Genomic DNA, 22,607 nt, shown 5'->3' with positions numbered 1-22,607 from the left:
TAAAGCCTCATTCTTGAAAAAACTGATACGATACATATTATCATTTTTATTAGTAATAGGATTCTCATTTCATGATAGTTCCTTAAAAGCAGACACCTGTTTGTTTGAGGTCATGCAGCAAGATTCAACGCTTGTTAAGAGTGAAAAACGAATTTCTAATCCCAAATCTCCTTTTATAAAAGCGAATAAGAAAAGTGCAAAGGATGAAACCCTCCCTTATGCTTTTGACGATGAAGATGATTCTAAACTTAAGAGTGATAGAGTCAACTCGCCTTTATACTTAAAAGACCCATCTAATATTGTAAAAACAATAGTTTATGATCCGGTAACGGGGGAGTATATATTGAAGAAGCAAATTGGAGGAATGGATTATAGAAATTCAACTTCAATGTCGAAAAAAGAGTTTCAAGAACAACAAAATCAGGATGACCTAAGGAATTATTGGATGGAGCGTGTTTTGTCTGATAGAAATGTTAGAGGTACTGATCAACGTTCATTTTTAGGCTCTAAAGTATTCGGGAAATTGTTTGAGAATCTGGATATATCCTTTAAACCACAAGGAGCAGCCGAATTAAGTTTTGGAATTAGCACAACTAAAGTCGATAACCCTACTATTTCTGAGGATTTACGAAAGACAACAAGTTTCGATTTTAACGAGAAAATTCAAATGAGTGTGTCGGGTAAGGTAGGAGATATCTTATCGATGGAAGTCAATTACAATACCGAGGCAACATTTGATTTTGAGAATCAAATGAAGTTGGAGTATAATGGAAAGGAAGATAATATTATTAGAAAGATTGAAGCAGGTAATGTTTCAATGCCAATTTCGAATACTTTAATTACTGGAGGCCAAAACTTGTTTGGTGTTAAAGCCGAATTGCAATTTGGAAAATTATCTGTTGCTTCTGTTTTTTCTCAACAAAAAGGTGAGACTAAGGTCGTTAATATGGAAAATGGTGCTCAGAAAAGTGAGTTCGAAGTTTCTGCAGATCAATACGAAGCTAATCGTCACTTCTTTCTGTCAAAGTATTTTTACGACCATTACGATGAAGCATTAGCCAACTTGCCAATAGTTAATTCAGCTGTAACAATTAATAAAATTGAAGTTTGGATTACAAATAAAAATTCGAATTTCGAAAATTCCAGAAACTTTGTTGGTTTTGTAGATCTTGGAGAAAATCAAGCAAATATTCATAACACGGCTTTATTCTCCGAGACTGAAGCAGGTGTTTATCCTTCTAATACAAGAAATAATGTTTACGATCAGATGACCACGACATATGGAAATATTCGTGATATCAATCAGGTTACAACCACATTATCACCATTGGCACCCAATTTTTCGTCGGGTAAAGATTATGAGAAAGTTGAAAATGCTCGTCTTCTTAGCGAATCAGAATATACCTTAAACAGTCGTTTGGGATTTATTTCTCTGAATCAATCGCTTAATGCTGACGAAGTTGTTGCGGTAGCTTATCAATATACTGCAAATGGTGAAGTTTATCAAGTTGGTGAGCTTTTAGGTACTAGCCTTAGTGCCCCTAATTCGTTGATTCTTAAATTAATTAAAGGAACAAATCTAAATCCAACGCTTCCAACCTGGGAGTTAATGATGAAGAATATCTATAATATTGGTGCTTATCAGGTTAATTCTGAAGATTTCCGTTTGGATGTTTTATATCAGAATGACCAAGCAGGTTCGCAATTAAATTACATAGATACTGATGGATCGGGAAAGAATGAAATTTTATTGAGCCTTTTGAATCTCGATAATTTAAATTCACAATTAGATCCTACTCCCGATGGACAGTTTGACTTTATTGAAGCCTTAACAATTTATTCGCAAAAAGGGCGTATTATTTTCCCTGCTAAAGAACCTTTTGGTTCTTATCTGCGATCGAAAATTACGAATAATGCTTTGGCAGATGAGTATGCCTTTGATGAACTATATTCAGAAACACAGAATGAAGCTCAGCAAATAGCTGAAAAAAATAAATATTCTTTAAAGGGAAGTTATAAGTCTACTGGAGGATCAGAAATTTCCTTGAATGCACTTAATGTTCAACCAGGTTCGGTTGATGTAACAGCTGGTGGTATTAAACTTGTCGAGAATATCGATTATACAGTTGACTATACCTTGGGTCGTGTTAAAATTATTAATCAGGCATTACTAGAATCGGGAACACCTATTTCTATATCATCAGAAAGTAATTCGTTATTTAATATTCAAACAAAAACATTGCTTGGCGTCCAAATGGATTATCAATTTAATGATGATTTTAATTTAGGAGCAACCGTAATGCACTTGTCTGAGCAGCCTTTAACTCAGAAAGTAAATATAGGTAATGAGCCTATTTCAAATACAATTTGGGGATTGAATGGTAGTTATAGAACAGAATCAATGTTCTTAACGAATTTGGTTGATAAACTTCCGTTTATTGAAACCAAAGAACCATCTCAAATATCCATTGAAGGTGAATTTGCACAATTATTGCCAGGACATAATAAAGCGATTGGTAGTTCGGGAACAGCATATATTGATGATTTTGAGGGAACAGAAACCTCAATAGACATGAAGAACTATAATGCTTGGGTTTTAGCAAGTACACCGCAAGATAATCCAGAAGAGTTTCCCGAAGGATTATTGAATAACGATCTGGCTTATGGTTATAACCGTGCTAAGTTAGCTTGGTATATTATCGATCCTCTATTTAATAGAGGTACATCTACAACGCCTTCTCATATTAGATCAGATAAAGAACAATTGTCAAATCACTTTGTGCGTGAAATTTACGAAGAAGAAATTTGGCCTAATAAGGAAACCGAAACAGGTGTTCCTACTAATATTTCCGTATTAAACTTAGCTTACTATCCTGATGAGAAAGGACCTTATAATTATGATGTAGATGGTCAGGCTGGTATTTCGGATGGTATGAATGCTGATGGAACATTGAAGAATCCAGAATCACGTTGGGGTGGTATTATGCGTAAGATTGAAACCAATGATTTTGAGGCGGCAAATATTGCTTATGTGGAGTTTTGGCTTATGGATCCATTTGTTTACGATCAAACACATAAGGGTGGTGATATTGTACTGGATTTAGGTAATATCTCGGAAGATGTATTGAGAGATTCACGTAAAAGCTTTGAGAATGGATTACCAACAAGTAGTAATGTCGTTTTGGTTGATACAACAGTTTGGGGACGTGTACCTCTTGTTCAATCTTTAGTAAACGCTTTTGATAATGATAACGAATCTCGAAAATATCAAGATGTCGGGATGGATGGTTTAAGTACTGATGATGAAAGAACATTCTTTGATAAATATCTTTTAGATATTCAAAACTCTCCAGATCTTGGGTCTGGTTCACAGGCATATGCTGATGCTAATAATGACCCTTCGAGTGATAACTTCCACTACTTTAGAGGCTCCGATTATGATGCTAATGAGTTTAGTATTCTTGATAGATATAAAGATTTTAATGGTCCAGATGGAAACTCTCCAACCACTGATTTATCACCAGAATCATATCCTACATCGGCAACGACTATACCTGATGTAGAGGATTTAAATCATGATAACACATTAAGCGAAACAGAATCTTACTACGAATATAAAGTGCATCTTGAACCGAATGAGATGCAGGTGGGGAAAAACTTTATTGTGAATAAGGTTGAAAGTACTGTTGATTTGGCTAATGGTACAAAAGGAACGGTTAATTGGTTTCAATTTAAGGTTCCATTAGAAAAATACAACGATAAATCAGATAATATCAATGACTTTACGTCTATTCGTTTTATGAGAATGATGTTGGAGAATTTTGATGAAGAGGTTATTTTACGTTTTGCAAGTTTGGATTTAGTTCGTAATGATTGGAGAACTTATGATCAATCACTTCGTCTTGATGAATCATTATCTCCAGAAGATACTAAGTTTGAAATTTCAGCAGTAAATATTGAAGAAAATGCTGAAAAAGAACCAGTGAATTATGTGTTGCCTCCAGGTATCGATCGTGTTGTTGATCCAAGTAATCCACAATTATTACAATTGAATGAACAGGCTATACAGTTAAAAGTTACAGATTTAGAGGAAGGCGATGCCAAAGCTGCATACAAAACGCTTAATATGGATATTCGTAAGTATGGTACACTTAAAATGGATGTACATGCCGAGAATATTGATGGTTTAACGTTGAATGATGATGATGATTTAAGTGTCTTTATTCGAATAGGTTCTGATTATCAGAACAACTACTATGAATATGAGATTCCTTTAAAAATGACACCCTTCGGTTCTTATACGAATGAAAGTTCGGATGATAGATTGATTGTATGGCCAGATGAAAACCGTTTTGACTTTAAATTAGATTTATTCTCAGGTATCAAGCAGATGAGAAACACTGAGATGCGAGAGGCTGGATCTACTGCCGATTTATTGACTGTCTATTCCAGAAATGTGAATGAACTTGATAGTAACGCTGAAGCCGTTGCTGAAAACAATAAAATTAGTATCAAGGGTAATCCAAATTTGGCAAATGTTCGTACTGTTATGGTAGGAATTAAGTATCCGCAAGAAGGTGATAATGGTAACGATGGTGAAAGGCGAGCGGTTGAAGTTTGGTTGAATGAACTTCGTTTGACTGATTTTGATGAAGATGGTGGATGGGCTGCTAACTTGAGAGTAACAACTAAGCTGGCTGATTTAGGGACTTTAACTTGGGCTGGTAGTCGAATGACTTCTGGTTTTGGAGGCATTGAAGATGGTGTAAATGACAGAAATAAAGAAGATGTTTTCCAGTATGATTTTACTGCGAATTTAGAATTAGGTAAATTTTTCCCTGAAAATTCAGGAGTGAGAATACCATTGTATTATGCTATTTCAGAAGAAACGTCGAATCCAGAGTACAATCCTCTCGATCCAGATATTCCTCTTGATGTCGCATTGGACCAAGCAGCAAATAAGAATGAACGAGATTCCATTAAGCATATTGCTCAAGACTATACTAAACGTAAGAGTTTTAATCTAACCAATGTTCGAATTGAGAAACAAGATGGAAAATCTAAATTATTGGATATTTCAAATCTGTCTGCAACTTATTCGTATAATGAAACCTATTCACGTAATGTGAATAAAGTGCGTGATTTGGAAAAGAATGTTCGGGGCGTATTGAATTATACATATAGCTCTCGTCCAAAGAATTATTCGCCACTTAAGAAATCAAAATTATTTAAATCGCCATATTTACAATTACTTCGTGATTTCAATTTTTACTTAATGCCAACTCAGGTGTCTGTACGTTCTGATATACAGAGATACTATAGAGAAGTTGAGACTAGAAATATTGAAGAACCAAATTTATTGATAACACCAACTTACGATAAAAACTTTAATTGGTATCGTTATTACGACTTAAAGTACAATCTAACTAAGAATCTTAAGTTCGATTTTTCTGCAACTAATACATCTCGTATCGATGAACCAGATGGTATTGTCGATAAAGATAGAGACCGAGATGCTTATAATATTTGGAAAGATTCCATATGGAATAATTTAATGGATGGTGGACGTAATGTAAAGTATCATCACAATTTTAATGTTACTTATAAGGTACCCATAAATAAGATTCCATTTTTAAAATGGACGTCCTTAACAACTCGTTACACGGGATCGTACGATTGGAATGCTGGTGCCATATTAGAAGATGAAACACTTGATCATGGAAATACGGTTCAAAATTCAAATAATATTCAATTGAATGGTCAAATGAATATGGTTAATCTTTATAATTCATCTAACTTTTTAAAGAAAATCAATCAGAAATATAGTGGAACTCGACGTTATAAAACGAGGAGCGATAAGTTTGAGAAGGTTACCTATGAGGGAGAGGTTGATGAATTTAAGGCTAATGTGGGTAAATCTGTTTATCACAAATTGGGAACCAGGGATGTTACAGTAAAAGTATACGATCTCGAAGGAAAAGAAGTAAGAGTTGAGTATCGTGCATTATCAGGGAATAGAGTCCGTGTGATTTCAAAAAAATCATTAAAGAATGCTCGTGTTAGAATAAGTGGAAAGGTCTTAGAGAAAGATAATATTCTTGTAAAAGCTGGTGAAGGCTTGTTGAGATTAGGAATGAGTGTTAGGAATATCTCTTTGGGTTACTCTGAAACTAATTCTACGACTTTGCCAGGCTATTTACCACAAACAAATTTCTTTGGAGGCGAAAGCTTTAATGGTTCAAAAGCTCCAGGTTTCAATTTCTTGGTTGGTGCTCAGAATAAAGGTTTTGCGGCTGATGCAGCTCGTAGAGGTTGGATTACTACTGATCCTACTTTAAATTCACCTTATGTGATGACTCACACCGAAAATTTCACTTTTAGATCAACTATTGAACTTGTAAAAGGCTTAAAAATAAATTTGAATGCAAATAGAACTTATTCTAAGAATACAAATGAGTTCTATATATATAATGAAGATGCTTCAACTCTAGATCAACCCGTTTTTGATGCTAAGAATAAAACCTTAACGGGTAACTTTAGTATGACTTTTATGAGTATGAAATCTGCATTTTTTAGTATTGGAAATACAGGAGATTATTCATCTAAGTATTTTGATGAATTTTTAACTACCAGAAAATTGGAATCACTCCGATTGGCAAAAAAACGTTGGGGTTTAGATTATGATGATCATGAAAGTTCTTCTGAAGAAGGATACTATGAGGGGTATGGTTCAACTTCGCAAGATGTGCTTATTCCTGCATTCTTGAAAGCTTATGGCGGTGGTGGAAGCAAGTATAATAAGTTGTTTCCAAACATTACTAAGATGATGCCTAATTGGAGAGTCACATTTGATGGATTATCTAAGATTCCTTTAGTTAAGCGTTATTTTAAATCTATTAATGTGAATCACTCATACACTTCTACTTATAATATTGGTTCTTATAATAATAATTTGGACTATTCGTCCGATGAATATGGTTTTAGCGATAAGTTTGATTTAATTGGGGATTTTCTTCCTATTTATGAGGCAAATTCAGTTTCTATTAATGAACAGTTTAATCCTTTGATTAATATCGATATGATGTGGAAGAATAATTTTTCCACGACCTTTGAAATTAAACGAACCCGTAATCTTATTTTAAGTCTTTCTAATACGCAATTAACTGAAGTTGCATCGAGTGAGTTTGTTTTTGGAATGGGGTATCGTTTCGATAATCTAGGTTTAATTATTGGATCTGGTTCAGGTCAAAAGAAATTTAATAGTAGTTTAAATCTTCGTGGTGACTTATCTATCCGAAAAAATAGTACAATAATTAGAAAGATTGTTGATGAAGTTGATCAGTTAACCTCGGGACAGAAAGTTGTGACCATTAAAATGTCAGCTGATTATGTACTGAGTAATCGTCTTAATTTACGTTTATATTACGATAGAATTGTTAACGAACCATATGTTTCTCTTTCTTACCCTACTACAACAACAGAATTTGGCGTGAGTGTGCGTTTTACTTTAGCTCAATAGATTTGTGTCGAATAACATAAACAAAAATTTATTTAGAAATAAGAGTTGGGGTAATAATTCGAAAAAAAATGTAAATTTGGATCAAAATAAAATTTAGACTTAAACAATAATTGTCATGAATGTACCTGAAAATTTAAAGTTTACAAAAGACCACGAATGGATTCGTATTGAAGGTGATGAAGCCTATGTTGGTGTTACTGATTTTGCTCAAGGTGAATTAGGTGATATCGTTTTTATAGAAGTTGAAACTGAAGGTGAGTCTTTAGATAAAGAAGAAGTTTTTGGAACTATTGAAGCTGTAAAAACTGTTTCTGATCTATTTATGCCTTTAAAAGGTGAAGTATTGGAATTCAATGCTAAATTAGAAGATACTCCAGATCTTGTAAACTCAGATCCTTATGGTGAAGGTTGGATTATTAAAGTTAGTGTTGCAGATGCTTCAGGAATTGAAGATTTATTAACTGCAGAACAGTACAAGGAATTACTTTAATAGTTTCCTAACAATATATAAAGCTCTGATTTTTCAGGGCTTTTTTTTGTGCCCTTATTTTCGCAACATGAGCCTTAAGTTTTAAGATGGGAATTATCCCTTGAATTTAATCATTCAGTCTCTCAGAGGAGCTTATTTTAGTCTTATAAGATTGTTATTAACCTTAAATCTTAAAAGATAGAGACAAGTTTATAGTTCTACTTGTTTTGTGAAAGGAACAAAAAAAAGAGGCTGTTTCATTTGAAACAGCCTCTCTTTTAAAAATATGTTTTGAGCTATTATTTTAGCTTCTTAGCAACTTCTACTTCTTCAAAAGCTTCTACCATGTCACCAATCTTAATGTCGTTGAATTTATCGATATTCAAACCACATTCATAACCTTTAGCAACTTCCTTAACATCGTCTTTGAAACGTTTTAATGAACCAAGTAATCCAGAATAGATAACAATACCATCACGAATTAATCGAATCTTAGAACTACGCTTAATCTTACCATCACGAACAATACAACCTGCAATTGTTCCGACTTTAGAAATATCGAATGTTTCAGTAACCTCAACAGTAGCCACAATCTCTTCCTTAATATCTGGAGAAAGCATACCTTCCATTGCTGCTTTTAATTCTTCAATAGCATCGTAGATAATTGAGTACAATCTGATATCGATTTCTTCTTTCTCTGCAATTCTTCTAGCTCCAATTGATGGTCTAACTTGGAAACCAACAATAATCGCGTTCGATGCAGTTGCAAGCATAACATCAGACTCAGAAATTTGTCCAACGGCTTTATGAATCACATTAACTTGAATTTCTTCAGTTGATAGTTTGATTAATGAATCAGAAAGTGCCTCAATAGAACCATCCACATCACCTTTCACAATCACGTTAAGCTCTTGGAAGTTTCCAATTGCAATACGACGACCAATTTCATCAAGTGTAATATGTTTTTGAGTTCTAAGACCTTGTTCACGTTGTAATTGTTCACGTTTATTTGCAATACCACGAGCTTCTTTTTCACTCTCCATTACGTTAAAATTGTCACCCGCTTGTGGTGCACCATTTAAACCAAGGATTAATGCTGGTTCAGAAGGACCAACTGTGTCAATTTTTTGACCACGCTCGTTAAACATAGCCTTAACGTGACCAGTATAACTACCTGCTAGTAGAATATCACCAACTGTTAGAGTTCCCGCTTGAACCAATAACGTTGTTACGTAACCTCTACCTTTATCTAGTGATGATTCAATAACTGAACCTATCGCACGTTTCTTTGGATTTGCTTTTAGTTCAAGCATCTCAGCTTCTAGTAATACTTTTTCAAGTAACTCTTCGATATTAATACCGTTTTTAGCCGAAATTTCTTGACATTGATATTTACCACCCCATTCTTCAACTAGGTAGTTCATATTAGCAAGTTCACTTTTAATTCTTTCTGGATCTGCACCATCTTTGTCGATCTTATTAATCGCAAACACAATAGGTACACCTGCAGCACTAGCGTGATTGATTGCCTCAATTGTTTGTGGCATCACGTTATCATCAGCAGCTACAATAATAATTGCAATATCTGTTACTTGTGCACCACGAGCACGCATCGCTGTAAAGGCTTCGTGACCTGGAGTATCTAAGAAAGAAACACGTCTTCCATCATCAAGTTTTACATTATATGCTCCAATATGCTGAGTAATCCCCCCTGCTTCACCTTTAATTACGTTCGCATGACGTACGTAGTCAAGTAATGAAGTTTTACCATGGTCAACGTGACCCATTACGGTAACAATAGGAGCTCTAGAAATTAAATCTTCTTCGCTATCAACTTCTTCTTCAATTGACTCTTGAATTTCAACACTTACGAATTCGGCTTCAAAACCAAACTCATCAGCAACTACTGAAATTGTCTCAGCATCTAATCGTTGATTGATTGATACAAAAAGACCAAGTCCCATACATGTTCCAATAATTTGGGTTGCAGTAACCTCCATCATCGAAGCAAGTTCACTTACCGTAACAAATTCAGTAAGCTTAATAGTGTTCTTTTCAGCTTCTTTCTTATCTTCAATCTCTTGCTGTCTAACACTTACCATGTCACGTTTATCGCGACGGTGTTTCGATTTCTTTGTTTTTCCACCCTTAGATGTTAATCTAGCTAAAGTGTCTTTAATTTGCTTTTGAACATCTTCCTCAGTAACCTCTCGTTTTACAGCTGGTTTTCTTTTCAGCTTATTAAATTTAGAGTCTCTACGTGGTTTTCCACTTGTACTACCAGTGGCAGCAGCTCTTGCAGCGCCAGCACCTGTACCTCTAGGTCGATTAGTTCCTTTTTGAGCAGCAACATTTACTTTCTCGCCATCTTTCTTAATACGCTTACGTTTCTTACGTTGATTTTTGGCTTTATCTTTATCAGCATGAGATGTTTTCTTCTCAGTAGGCAACTCAATTTTTCCAAGCACTTTAGGCCCAGTTAATTTTAGAGTCGATGCTTTGAAAATCTCATCTTCTTTTTTCTCAGGTTTAACTTCAGCTGTTGGAGCTGGAGCAGGAGTTGGAGTTGTATCTGCAACTGGAGCTGGATTAGGAGCTGTAGTTGGTTTAGATTTTCCAACATGTTTTTTAGTTGGAGGAGTAACTGTTTTCTGTTTCTCCTTTCTTTCAACATCTTTCTCTGCTTTAGTTTTCTTAGCAGGTCGAGTTCTTTGATTCATTGCATTCAAATCAATTTTCCCGATGACTTTAAATTCGTCTTTTTTGTCAGAAGATTTTGCTTCAGACTTTGCTTCTTCTTTTTTAGGCGATTCCATTTTAACAGATTGTTCTTCGGCACTAGCTTCCGAAGGTTGTTTAGTTTTTTCTTTAGATTCAGCCTTAGGTGTAGCAACTTTGTCTTTAGATACAGGAGCCTTTTCTTTCTTCACAGTCTCTTTCTCAACTTTTGGCTCTTTTACCTTCGCTTCTTCTTTTTTTCTAGGTTTTGATACAGCTTCTAAATCGATTTTGCCAACTACTTTTACTGTACTTTTTGGCACTTCTTCTTTAGCTACTTTTTCAGTTTTTTCTTGCACTACAGGTTCAGAACCTTCTAGATATACAGGTTCTTTTTTCTCTCTTGTGCTCTTCAGATTTACTTTTTCGGATTCCTTTTTCAGATTCAAATCTGAACTATACTCTTTTGCAAGAATATTGTAGGTTTCACCGGACACTTTATTATTAGGGTTTGAATCGATTTCAATCCCTTTTTTATTTAAAAATTCTACGATAGTAGTAATACCTACGTTGAATTCTCGAGCTAGTTTACTAAGTCTTATGTTGTTATTGACTTTTGTCATATTCTGAAGTTAACTGTTAAATGTCTGTATCTTAAACTAAAATTATTGAGGATTAAAACTGATTATTCAAATTCTGAATTCAAAATATTTAAAACTTCTTCAATAGTCTCAATTTCAAGATCTGTTCTCTTTTCTAATTCCTCTGCAGTAAGTTCCAACACAGAACGGGCAGTGTCGCAACCTATTTTCTTAAATTCTTCGATGATCCAAGTTTCAATCTCATCACCAAATTCTGATAAGTTTACATCTTCATCACCTTCAACTTCATTGGCTACTTTCTCGCGATAAACGTCGATTTCGTATCCTGTAAGTTGACCAGCAAGTTTAATATTTAAACCGCCTTTACCAATAGCTAATGATACTTCTTCTGGATTTAAGTATACTTCAGCTCTGTTTGTTTCATCATTAATTTTAACCGAGTTTACTTTAGCTGGGTTAAGAGCACGAGAAATATACAATGATGTATTTTCTGTATAATTAATAACATCGATATTCTCGTTTTTCAATTCACGTACGATACCATGAATTCTCGATCCTTTCATACCCACACAAGCACCAACTGGATCAATACGCTCATCGTAAGATTCTACGGCTACTTTTGCTCTCTCTCCAGGAGTACGAACTATGTTTTTGATTGTAATCAAGCCATCAAAAATCTCAGGAACCTCAAGTTCAAATAAGCGCTTAAGGAATACTGTAGATGTTCTAGATATAATAATAAGAGGATTATTGTTTTTTACTTCTACACTAACAATAACAGCTCTTATGTTTTCTCCTTTGCGGAAGTAATCAGAAGGTATTTGTTCTGCCTTAGGCATAATCAACTCATTACCTTCATCATCGATAACAAGAATCTCTTTTTTCCAAATCTGATAAACTTCACCAGTGATAATCTCACCTATACGATCTTTATAGGTGTTGAAAATATTATCTTTTTCAAGCTCCATAATACGAGCAGAAAGGTTTTGACGAAGTGTTAGAATTGAACGTCGTCCAAAATCTAAGAATTTAACTTCATCAGTTACTTCCTCACCAAGTTCATAGTCTGTGTCAATTTTCTTAGCTTCCAATAATGGAATCTGAAGATTGGAATCTTCAACCTCTCCATCTTTAACTACGACACGATTTCTCCAGATTTCTAAATCACCCTTGTCAGGGTTAATGATGATGTCAAAGTTTTCATCAGTACCGTAGTTCTTCAACAAAAGGTTTCGGAATACATCTTCCAAAACACTCATCATTGTAGCACGATCGATGTTTTTTAACTCTTTAAATTCTGAAAAAGTTTCAATAAGATTCATATGACTCAGCGATTCACTTGTTAAAAAGTAATTATATCTTTTGTTGATTTTATTTGATCAAAGTCGAAAGCTAGCGTTTTTGTATTCAACTGCTTCTTTTTCTTTCCTTCTACTTTGACTAATTCCTCAACTTCTATTTCTATTCCATTTTCACCAACAATTAATAGTTTGCCGGTAAATTTATTGCCTTCTGTTGTAAGGACTTCAACTTCTTTCCCTACATTTTTGTGATATTGTTGTACGACTTGAAAAGTTTGTCCTATTCCTGCTGAAGAAACTGATAATTCAAAATCTTCAACCTCTCGATCTAATTGACCTTCAATAGCACGGCTCAATTCAATGCATTTAATGATCGGAACCCCTGCTAAACTGTCAATCATCACAGAAATAGTATTGTCCGAAGAAACCTTAATTTCAACCAAGTAAAGATCGCTATTTTCGATCTCTTTTTCAATAATTTCCTGGATTGTTTTTTTGTCAATCATAAAGGAGTTGTTTTCAATAAAATAGGGGACTTTATTGTCCCCTAAAGCACGTGTGAAATGTTACTTTTCGCTGCGAAATTAGATATATTTGTTTTAATATGCAAATGAGAGGTGTCTAAATTATTGTTTTCTAATTGTTAATGAGTTTTTCTTAAGTTCAAAAGTTGTGTTTTGAGTTCAAATGAGATGGCTTATGTCTCTTTTTATTACATTTGTTTATAACATGACACAAATATGTTTGTGCTGCTTATTTGTATTGGGAAAGTGAAGTATAGCATAATTGGTTGAGAAGAAATTCCTAGGCAGATTTATGTCACTTGATTAAATTTAAACTAAAAGGAAATGAAACATAAAGTACTTAGTGATCCTATTCATGGTTTTATTGATATTCCGTCAGGACTTCCTTATGAACTCGTAGAACATTCTTTTATTCAACGACTAAGGCGTATTAAGCAATTAGGTATGACCTTTTTGGTTTTTCCAGGGGCAATTCATAATCGTTTTCAGCATGTTTTAGGAGCGACTCACTTAACCCAAATGGCTTTAGAATCGCTTCAGGCTAAGGGTGTAGATATAAGCCCAGAAGAATCTGAAGCTGTAAAAACGGCTATTTTGTTGCATGATATTGGACATGGGCCTTTTTCTCACGCTTTAGAGTATAGTATTGTCGATGGTATAAACCATGAATGTTTGTCTGAGTTATTTATGGAACGTTTAAATACGGAGTTTGATGGGAGGTTAGATTTAGCAATCCAGATTTTTAAAAATGAATATCACAAGCCATTTTTGCATCAACTTGTTTCCAGTCAGCTTGATATGGATCGTTTAGATTATTTAAGAAGGGATAGTTTTTTTACAGGAGTAAGTGAGGGTGCGATTGGATCGACTCGAATAATTAAAATGCTCGATGTTGTTAATGGAAATCTTGCTGTTGAAGCAAAGGGGATTTATTCTATTGAGAAATTTCTTATTGCACGAAGATTGATGTATTGGCAAGTTTACTTGCATAAAACGAGTTTGGCTGCTGAGGAAATGTTGGTGGGTATTCTAAAAAGAGCTAAGTATTTGTCCGATAGAGGTGAAGAATTATTTGGGACACCAGCTCTGCGTTATTTTTTATATAATAAGGTTGGTATGGAACAATTTAAAAGCAAGGATAAAGTTGTTGGAGACAAAGATTCGCTTGAAGTTTTTGCCGACTTAGATGATAATGATATCATGGTTTCAATTAAAGTTTGGACTAATCATTCTGATAAGGTTCTTGCATATTTGTGCAAAGCCATAAAAGATAGACATCTATTTAAAATTGAAATTGGTAAAAAACCTTTTGCTAAAGAATATGTTGCAAATATTCGAAAACAAGTTAAAAACAAGTTGGGCTGTTCTAATCATGCTTTAAATTATTTAGTGGTTAAGAGCTCTATATCTAATAATGCATATAGTAAGGACGATGATAGAATTAATATTTTATCTAAAGATGGTAGTCAACAGGATATTAGTAAGGCATCTGATATGTTAAATATTTCGGTGCTTTCTAAAACGGTTAAGAAATACTATATCTGTTATCCAAAATTTAAAGATTCTCTGTAAAGCCTATTTTTAGGACTATTATTAGCTTTTGTTTTAAAAATGCATGTCTATTTATTGCTTGATTATAATAAAATTTGAACCTAACTAATTCATATATATTGGGGTGATTGTTCATGGCTTTATGGGCTAAATTTTTATAGGCTTAAAATATTTATTAGATTTGCGTAAATTTTGCCATATAAAATGGACTTGAGGAATTAATTACAAGTCGATATTATGTTGAGTTTTATTTTTGATTTTAAATCATGTGATTTATAAATTGAAGTATTATGATTCTTCATTACAAATACTCTGTATTTGTTTATTTATAAGGCGTTTATAAAATACAAAGATGAATTTTACAGCAAATGATATTGCAGAGTTTCTGAATGGTGAAGTCGAAGGTGACGGTGCTGTTTCAGTAAATAATGTATCCAAAATTGAAGAAGGAGAGTTCGGAACATTATCGTTTTTAGCGAATCCTAAATATGTTCATTATATTTATGAAACTAAATCGTCTATCGTTTTAGTAAACAAAGATTTTGTAGCTGATAAGAAAATTGCAGCGACTTTAATTCGTGTTGAAGATGCTTATCAGGCTTTAGCCCAGTTGTTAGAAATGTATGAGCAAAGTAAGCCTAAACACGTAGGTATTGAACAACCCTCTTTTGTGAGTAAAACTGCAACCGTTGGCGAACAAGTTTATATTGGTGCTTTTGCTTATGTAGGTAGTAATGTGAAGCTTGGCAAAAATGTGCAATTGTTTCCTCATGTTTATGTTGGTGATAATGTGACAATTGGTGATAATACGGTTTTAAACTCAGGTGTAAAAGTATACGCTGGTTGTGAAATTGGAGCGGAATGTATTTTCCATTCGGGTGTAGTTATAGGTGGTGACGGTTTTGGATTCGCTCCATCATCGGCAAACGATTATAAGAAAGTACCACAAGTTGGTAATGTAGTTATTGAAGATCACGTAGAAATTGGGGCAAACACTTGCGTTGATAGAGCTACAATGGGATCAACATTTATCCGTAAGGGAGTGAAGTTGGATAATCTAATTCAGGTAGCTCATAATGTCGAAATTGATGAGAATACAGTTATTGCAGCTCAAACAGGTGTTGCAGGTTCAAGTAAAATTGGAAAAAATTGTATGATTGGTGGCCAGGTTGGATTTGCAGGGCACATGTCAATTGCTGATGAAGTTAAAATTGCAGCACAATCTGGTGTTGGAAAAAGCATTAAAAAAGTAGGTATGGTTATTCAAGGGTCTCCGGCTTTTGAATTTGGTCCTTACCAAAAATCATATGTGTTATTCAAAAACCTTCCTAAAATGCGTGAGCAAATCATGACAATGGAGAAGGAGTTGAAGGAACTGAAAAAATAAGTTATTTGAGGATCGAATTCTCTAGAATAGGAATAAGAGTATTGAATTAGTATAATGGCTGATAAACAAAGAACTTTAGCAAAAGAATTTTCCCTTACAGGGAAAGGTTTACATACAGGAGTAGAGGTTTCAATTAAATTTCTACCAGCTCCAGAGAATCACGGGTATCAATTAAAAAGAATTGACCTTGAGGGACAGCCTGTAATTAAAGCGAGTGCCAAATATGTTGTAGATACATCGAGAGGAACCGTATTGCAAAAAGGAGAGTGTAAAGTTCAAACAATTGAGCATGCTCTTTCAGCTTTGTACGGTTGTGGTGTTGATAACTGTATGATAGAGCTTAGTTCTTCTGAACCTCCTATTTTGGATGGTAGTGCGAAATTCTACGTTGAAGGTATTGAGGAAGTTGGAATTGTAGAACAAGATGCAATTCGCGAATACTTTGTTGTTAAGGATAAGATTGTTTACAAAGATGAAGCAAAAGGTGTTGAATTAGTTATTCTTCCTGATGCTGACTTTAATGTAAATGTAATGGTTGCTTACGACTCAAAGGTTCTTCGAAACCAGTTTGCAAGCATGAATGGCTTGAGCGAATATAAAGATGAAATTTCGACCTGTCGTACTTTCGTTTTTGTTCGTGAACTAGAATTCCTGTTGAATAATAATCTTGTAAAAGGTGGTGATCTCGATAACGCAATTGTTATTATGGATCAACCTATGGAACAAGAAGAATTAGATCGTATTGCTGCTTTATTCAATCACGAAAGTGTTGAAGTAAAAGAAGGTGTTTTAAGTAATGTCGATTTGTATTTTGATAACGAATGTGCACGTCACAAATTGCTTGATGTAATGGGTGATTTGGCACTTTGTGGTAAATTTATAAAGGGTAGAGTGATTGCAACCTGCCCGGGTCATGGGTCTAATACAGAGATGGCTAAAATATTAATCAGTAGAATTAAAAAAGAGATGGGAAAAGATTCAGTACCGGCTTACGATCCTAATAAAGAGCCTGTTTTAGATATTATTGGGGTAATGAAATTATTACCACATCGTCCTCCGTTTTTATTGGTTGACAAGATTATAGATATTCAAAGCGATAGTATAGTCGGGGTTAAGAATGTTTCTATGAATGAACCGTATTTTGTTGGTCACTTTCCAGGAGAACCTGTAATGCCAGGTGTACTTATGGTTGAGGCTATGGCGCAATGTGGTGGTATTCTTGTTTTAAATCAGGTTGATGATCCAGAGAATTATGGAACTTACTTCTTGACTCAAAATAATATTAAGTTTAGAAAAAAGGTTATGCCTGGTGATACCCTAATTTTCAAATTGGCTTTCTTGTCACCTATTCGTCGTGGTATTGCTAACATGAGAGGTGTAGCATATGTGGGGAATACTGTTGTAGCTGAAGGTGAATTTGTAGCTCAAATTGCCAAGAAAAAGTAGTTTTAGAAATAGAATATAAATTTTCATCTATCGGAAAGAAGACTAAGGTTTTTGTGCTTATTCTTCCGATGTGTAAATAAAAAATATAAAATGAAGCAACCCTTAGCTTACGTACATCCAGAGGCAAAAATTGCCGATAATGTGGTTATTGAGCCTTTTGTTACTATCGATAAAAATGTAGTGATTGAAGAAGGAACGCGTATTGGTTCAAATGCAACGATTTTAGAAGGAACACGTATTGGAAAAAACTGTACTGTATTTCCTGGTGCTGTTATTGGTGCTGTACCTCAAGATATGAAATTTCGTGGCGAAAAAACGACCGTTGAAATTGGAAATAATACAACTATTCGCGAATGTGTAACTATTAATAGAGGAACAGTTGCAAAAGGTAAAACTGTAGTGGGTGATAACTGTTTATTAATGGCTTATTCACACATTGCTCACGATAGTGTATTGGGTAACAATATTATTATTGGTAATGCAACTCAAATTGCTGGTGAGGTTGTGATTGACGATTTCGCTATCTTAAGTGGTCTTGTAGCTGTACATCAGTTTGTTCATATTGGTGCTCATGTTATGGTTTCAGGTGGATCTTTGGTTCGTAAAGATATTCCTCCATTTGTGAAAGCGGCTCGCGAGCCTGTTTCGTATGTAGGTGTAAATTCAATTGGTTTACGTCGTCGTGAGTATTCTAACGAGAAAATTCGTGAAATTCAGGATGTGTACCGTTACCTTTACCAAAAAGGAATGAATAATCATGCAGCAATTGAGGCAATTGAAGCTGAAATGTTTGCATCGCCAGAGCGTGATGAAATTATCCTTTTCGTTAAGAATTCTAAACGAGGTATTATGCGTGGGTATTTCCCAGAGTAGCACCTTATTTATAAGATATAGAAAAAGCGCTTGTTTCTTAATTGAAACAAGCGCTTTTTTGTTTTTATTTGCCTCGAAGAGGCTGAATTTGAGTAAGCGTCCGTGAAACGGGCGTTTGTTGTATAGCGGTTTATGTATCCCGTAAGGGGTGAATTTATTTATAGATTAAATTTGATTGGTTTGTAATTTCTTGCAAATAAAATAGGCAGATTCTTTCGAAACTGCCTATCATTATATCTTTAAATGAACGTAGTAAGGAGTGGTGCTATTTTTCACTCTTTCACTCTTTTTTTATTTACTCCGTAAAGTTTGTCCAACCTTGAGCTTGAAGAGCAAACTCGTTGTTATCACGAGTAATCATGTGTTTTCCCTTGCTTGCATCGCAAATATGACCAATTATTTTAACGTCGGCCATTTTCTCGATTTCTTCATGTTTGTCAAGAGGTACTGTGAAAAGCAATTCGTAATCTTCACCACCATTAAGAGCAAATATAGAATAGTTCATATTTAACTCTTCAGCCATTTTGTGTGTCTCAAAATCGATGGGGATTTTCTCTTCGTAAATTTGGCAACCAACTTCAGATGCCTTACAAATATGGAATAATTCCGATGATAAGCCATCGGATATATCTATCATTGAAGTAGGAACGATTTTGGCGTCTTGTAAACTTTCAAAAATATCTTTTCGAGCTTCTGGTTTTAGCTGACGTTCAAGTATGTAATCGTGTCCTGTTAAGTCAGGTTGAATTTCAGGATTGTTATCAAAAATACGCTTTTCTCTATCTAAAAGTTGAAGACCTGCATAAGCTGCTCCAAGATCGCCAGAAACACAAATTAAGTCGTTTACTTTTGCACCGCTTCTGTAAGTAATCTGATTTTCATCAGCTTCGCCAATGGCAGTAATCGAAATGCAAAGACCAGTAAGTGATGATGTGGTATCCCCACCAACTAAGTCGACATTGTATTTTTCGCAAGCCATATTGATGCCTTCGTAAATTTCGTCGATAGCTTCTACGGTGAAACGTTTCGAAATAGCCAAAGAAACAGTTACCTGCTTAGGTTCAGCATTCATGGCATAAACGTCCGAAAGATTGACAACAATCGCTTTATAACCCAGATGACGAAGTGGTGTGTACATCAAATCAAAGTGGATACCCTCAACCAAAAGATCGGTTGTAACAATTGTTTTTTTACCCGTTTGGTTTAATACTGCAGCATCATCACCAATACCTTTATGAGTAGTTTCTTGAGTTAGTTTTACATTTTCACTTAGGTGTCTGATTAGACCAAATTCACCTAAAGTAGATATATCGGTTCCTTGATTCTTATTTTCCTGCATAATACGCTGATTTCTAAATTTAGAATTTGTTTGCAAAGGTAGAGAAAAAAATAGGAATGGGTAAGACTTGTTATATGGAGAACATCCCGTTTATTTTATTAGATTTTTGCAGCACGTGTGTATTTTATCAATGTACGTGCTGTAACTGCTCCATCGAAATGTTTTATGAGCTGAAATTGTTTGTTAAAAATAAAAACACAGGGCAATGATTTCGATCCGAATGCTTCTTCAAATTCATTGTTTTCATATCTTAGTACAGTGATGTTTGACTTATTGGTTAGTTTATTTTTCTCCATAAAGGCTATAATGTTTGGCTTTTTGTCTTTAGTCACAAAGACTAATTGAAAATCTTCATATTCTCCAAAATAGTGGGAGATAATTTTGGTTTCCTTATGACAGTAAGGACAAAAATTACCAAAGTGAATGACTAGTGTTGGTTTACCTATTTGTAAATTAGCTTGCGTAAAAGGTCTGCCTAAGGTGTCTTGAAAATTGAATTTAGGTATTTGAGTTAGTTCTACCTTTGTTTCTTCAGCTAATTCATTCTCTCTTTTTATTTGCTGAGTTTTTATAACAACTCCAATTAGAATTACTAATATGACTGCTATGCTTAGTATGGCTGTTTTTCTGTTCATTTTGCGTGTTTTTATGTTATCTCTTTAATCGAATATGAGCATTAAATAGTCTTTATATGGGGATAGGATATAGTATATAATAAAATATCCGATAAAGGGGATCCACATTTTTTTTAAAAGAGTGGTGTATTTGTATCCAGTGATGCCCTTTAGAAAGAGAGGTATAAGTAGCACAAAGATGAGGGATTGAAGATTCATATCTGATAATAAATAATTGTACCACTGGTATTCTTTGGGTGATTCGATGAAACTCTGAACAGATGGGTTGAGAGAACCATACACATTTCGTAGATCTCCTATCTGATAATCGGTTTGTATCAATCCAAACCAGATAGACCCCAATAAATCCATTAGGGGAAAAATGAGATAGGCAAAGAGGATCGATTTAAACAAATCTCCAAAGGAAATTTTGGAATATGCGTCCGTGAAACGGAAACCGATAAAGATCAGAAAACAGAACGCAAGACATCCTGCTGTTAGTGGAACCACGACATAAGTGATGTTAAAATAAATGTCGTCCCAATAGGCTGAACCTGTTTCTGTATCCTCAACTTCATCGAGATCTATTTCAGCAAGATCATCTTTAAAATCATCTGTCATTAAATCCTCGTAATCGTTATAGACCACTGCTTCTTGTTCTACTTGTTTTTCGTGTTGATATGCGCTATTGATTTCCTCAGTATTTATGTATTCGAGGTACGTGAAATCTGCAAGAAACGCGATGATAAGTACAGAGAAGAAAATAAAAAGCGTTTTAGTCTTTAAAATGGATTGAATAAATCTGTTCATGGTTTTATTTTTTTTAGGATTTCTTGTGCTAGGTTTTGTATCGCTTAATTCCGATTTTTATTAGAGAGTTCTTTTTCTAATGCTTCTCGGAATATCTTTTGAGCCTCAGTCTCAACCATGCTCGAATATTTATCCCAGAACTCGGAATTGTACGGACGAGGGGTAAACAAGTTAGAATTCCAGGGTTTTTCTAAGCTTTTAGTTAAAATGGCATTGTCAGTTACAATTTCGTTAAAGATGATTTCCTGTTTCTCGTAGTAATAATCTTCAGGATTTGTTTTTGCACCATGGACGGTATTTGTCATTAGTTTAAATAGATTATTGGCTTTTGGTGTATTTAATGTGATATGCTTGGGATACATTTTCCCATTAATTTCAATATATTTAATGTGAAATGAGGATGCTATTTTCGAACCATACAGACTAGTGAATATTTCTCCTTTTTTGCTACGAATGAGTGTGTATTCCAGTTCTATAATTGCATAATCTTTTGCCCGTATATAGATCCAGCCTATTGGGAAACGGAATTTTCCAATATGTTTATTTAGCTTGACCAATGGGGATTTTGGGGTGATTTTTATTTTATAGATGTCATCAGAATTATAAGATAGTACAGTATCTATTTTGAAGTTGTGCTTTTTAAGGATTCTTTTATCGAAAATGGCATCCTTTTGTTTGTAGTATCGAATCACATTTACTCCTCCTGAAAATAAACCACGAGGATTACTCAATCGATTATCTTGAAAATGGATAGCCTTTTCAATCTCTTTGGGATCTTCATCTGCTAGATTGTCTTTTCGTTTTACTGATTTTTTTAAGGATATGTTCTTAACTTGACTTAAATAAAAACAATAGATGTCGGCTGTATCCAAACTTCGATTATCTATGCTTCTTTTAATTTCTTTGATATTAAGTTTTATTTCTTTCGAAGGCTGATTAAATCCAGGATCATAAACCTCAATAGCCGCATCGACCAACCATTTGTATTTCGTTTTTGTTTTCTCGGTGTGTCGTAAAAAAGCTTTGCCTATAAAAGGGCTAGTCGGGAAATTATCTTCGTAATGATCGAAAGCCTTTTGTACAATTTCATTGGCATTGGTTGCTTTTACCTTAATTGTGACTTCATCTAAGTTTACCGTAGCTATTTCAAGCTCTATTTCACAAATATCTTTCTTCTCAAATGTCTTAATTCTAATTTCCTTTGTTTTAAAACCAATGGATGAAAACACTAAAGAACTCTCTTCGTATTCATCAGGGATGTTGATACTGAAATAACCATCAAGATTGCTAATCGTACCTATTGTTGTGTTTTTTATCACAAGATTGGCATAAGGAATTGGGTTTTTATTACAGCCTGTTAGTTTTCCTTTTACTATTGTGTTTGCAAAGCAGCTGATGCTTATTAGGAGTAGAAGGATTGTATTTAGTATGATCTTTTTCATTATTGGGTTTAG

13 protein-coding genes are annotated in these 22,607 nt (G+C 34.4%); 6 read left to right on the top strand and 7 right to left on the bottom strand.

Translation table 11 applies throughout. The annotated features are described in order from the left end of the window. Positions 1-13 precede the first annotated feature (13 nt). Both sprA and gcvH read left to right on the top strand, forming a co-directional pair. The gene (gene sprA, locus EMN46_RS05220) at positions 14-7,519 is read left to right on the top strand and encodes a cell surface protein SprA (protein WP_154199627.1); all 7,506 of its coding nucleotides are present in this window, start codon (positions 14-16) and stop codon (positions 7,517-7,519) included. 115 nt (positions 7,520-7,634) lie between these two features. Then, positions 7,635-8,009 (top strand): glycine cleavage system protein GcvH, encoded by a 375-nt coding sequence (gene gcvH, locus EMN46_RS05215; protein WP_154199626.1) that lies wholly within the window; start codon positions 7,635-7,637, stop codon positions 8,007-8,009. 278 nt (positions 8,010-8,287) lie between these two features. Here gcvH and infB read toward each other — a convergent pair whose 3' ends face one another. The 3 genes from infB to rimP form a co-directional block, all read right to left on the bottom strand. After that, on the bottom strand, positions 8,288-11,329 hold the full coding sequence (gene infB / locus EMN46_RS05210; RefSeq protein WP_154199625.1) for a translation initiation factor IF-2: 3,042 nt from the start codon (positions 11,327-11,329) through the stop codon (positions 8,288-8,290). A 62-nt stretch (positions 11,330-11,391) separates the two neighbouring features. Next, the gene (gene nusA / locus EMN46_RS05205) at positions 11,392-12,630 is read right to left on the bottom strand and encodes a transcription termination factor NusA (RefSeq protein ID WP_229130280.1); all 1,239 of its coding nucleotides are present in this window, start codon (positions 12,628-12,630) and stop codon (positions 11,392-11,394) included. A 20-nt stretch (positions 12,631-12,650) separates the two neighbouring features. Then, positions 12,651-13,115 (bottom strand): ribosome assembly cofactor RimP, encoded by a 465-nt coding sequence (gene rimP / locus EMN46_RS05200; RefSeq protein WP_154199623.1) that lies wholly within the window; start codon positions 13,113-13,115, stop codon positions 12,651-12,653. Positions 13,116-13,457: 342 nt separating this feature from the next. Between rimP and EMN46_RS05195 the strand changes: the two genes are divergently transcribed. The 4 genes from EMN46_RS05195 (at position 13,458) to lpxA (ending at position 18,390) form a co-directional block, all read left to right on the top strand. Next, on the top strand, positions 13,458-14,705 hold the full coding sequence (locus EMN46_RS05195; RefSeq protein ID WP_154199622.1) for an HD domain-containing protein: 1,248 nt from the start codon (positions 13,458-13,460) through the stop codon (positions 14,703-14,705). Positions 14,706-15,036: 331 nt separating this feature from the next. Beyond that, entirely contained in the window at positions 15,037-16,071 is a 1,035-nt protein-coding gene (lpxD, locus tag EMN46_RS05190) for a UDP-3-O-(3-hydroxymyristoyl)glucosamine N-acyltransferase (protein WP_154199621.1), read from the top strand. Positions 16,072-16,125: 54 nt separating this feature from the next. Beyond that, positions 16,126-17,517, top strand: coding sequence for a bifunctional UDP-3-O-[3-hydroxymyristoyl] N-acetylglucosamine deacetylase/3-hydroxyacyl-ACP dehydratase (locus tag EMN46_RS05185; RefSeq protein ID WP_154199620.1), 1,392 nt, complete (start codon positions 16,126-16,128; stop codon positions 17,515-17,517). A 90-nt stretch (positions 17,518-17,607) separates the two neighbouring features. Next, a complete protein-coding gene (gene lpxA / locus EMN46_RS05180) occupies positions 17,608-18,390 on the top strand; it encodes an acyl-ACP--UDP-N-acetylglucosamine O-acyltransferase (RefSeq protein ID WP_154199619.1) in 783 nt (260 codons plus the stop codon). A gap of 295 nt (positions 18,391-18,685) precedes the next feature. Here the strand turns inward: lpxA and thiL are convergent, their stop codons facing one another. The 4 genes from thiL to EMN46_RS05160 form a co-directional block, all read right to left on the bottom strand. Continuing rightward, positions 18,686-19,729, bottom strand: coding sequence for a thiamine-phosphate kinase (thiL, locus tag EMN46_RS05175; protein WP_154199618.1), 1,044 nt, complete (start codon positions 19,727-19,729; stop codon positions 18,686-18,688). 98 nt (positions 19,730-19,827) lie between these two features. Beyond that, the gene (locus EMN46_RS05170; protein ID WP_154199617.1) at positions 19,828-20,364 is read right to left on the bottom strand and encodes a TlpA disulfide reductase family protein; all 537 of its coding nucleotides are present in this window, start codon (positions 20,362-20,364) and stop codon (positions 19,828-19,830) included. 24 nt (positions 20,365-20,388) lie between these two features. Further along, the gene (locus EMN46_RS05165) at positions 20,389-21,153 is read right to left on the bottom strand and encodes a hypothetical protein (protein ID WP_154199616.1); all 765 of its coding nucleotides are present in this window, start codon (positions 21,151-21,153) and stop codon (positions 20,389-20,391) included. Between the two features lie 44 nt (positions 21,154-21,197). Continuing rightward, positions 21,198-22,595 carry a carboxypeptidase-like regulatory domain-containing protein gene (locus EMN46_RS05160; protein WP_154199615.1) on the bottom strand — a complete coding sequence of 466 codons (1,398 nt, stop codon included), beginning with the start codon at positions 22,593-22,595 and terminating at the stop codon, positions 21,198-21,200. Positions 22,596-22,607: the final 12 nt, after the last annotated feature.

This window comes from Ancylomarina sp. 16SWW S1-10-2 (genome assembly GCF_009669305.1).
Lineage (GTDB): Bacteria > Bacteroidota > Bacteroidia > Bacteroidales > Marinifilaceae > Ancylomarina.
The sequence above is the reverse complement of the archived record's forward strand: the minus strand, read 5'-3'. Positions and strand labels throughout refer to the sequence as shown.

Bases quoted from the DNA above. Each gene is read 5' to 3' on its own strand.
- gcvH (WP_154199626.1), top strand. From the start codon at position 7,635: ATGAATGTACCTGAAAATTTAAAGTTTACAAAAGACCACGAATGGATT.
- infB (WP_154199625.1), bottom strand. From the start codon at position 11,329: ATGACAAAAGTCAATAACAACATAAGACTTAGTAAACTAGCTCGAGAA.
- nusA (WP_229130280.1), bottom strand. From the start codon at position 12,630: ATGAATCTTATTGAAACTTTTTCAGAATTTAAAGAGTTAAAAAACATC.
- rimP (WP_154199623.1), bottom strand. From the start codon at position 13,115: ATGATTGACAAAAAAACAATCCAGGAAATTATTGAAAAAGAGATCGAA.
- EMN46_RS05195 (WP_154199622.1), top strand. From the start codon at position 13,458: ATGAAACATAAAGTACTTAGTGATCCTATTCATGGTTTTATTGATATT.
- lpxD (WP_154199621.1), top strand. From the start codon at position 15,037: ATGAATTTTACAGCAAATGATATTGCAGAGTTTCTGAATGGTGAAGTC.
- EMN46_RS05185 (WP_154199620.1), top strand. From the start codon at position 16,126: ATGGCTGATAAACAAAGAACTTTAGCAAAAGAATTTTCCCTTACAGGG.
- lpxA (WP_154199619.1), top strand. From the start codon at position 17,608: ATGAAGCAACCCTTAGCTTACGTACATCCAGAGGCAAAAATTGCCGAT.
- thiL (WP_154199618.1), bottom strand. From the start codon at position 19,729: ATGCAGGAAAATAAGAATCAAGGAACCGATATATCTACTTTAGGTGAA.
- EMN46_RS05170 (WP_154199617.1), bottom strand. From the start codon at position 20,364: ATGAACAGAAAAACAGCCATACTAAGCATAGCAGTCATATTAGTAATT.
- EMN46_RS05165 (WP_154199616.1), bottom strand. From the start codon at position 21,153: ATGAACAGATTTATTCAATCCATTTTAAAGACTAAAACGCTTTTTATT.
- EMN46_RS05160 (WP_154199615.1), bottom strand. From the start codon at position 22,595: ATGAAAAAGATCATACTAAATACAATCCTTCTACTCCTAATAAGCATC.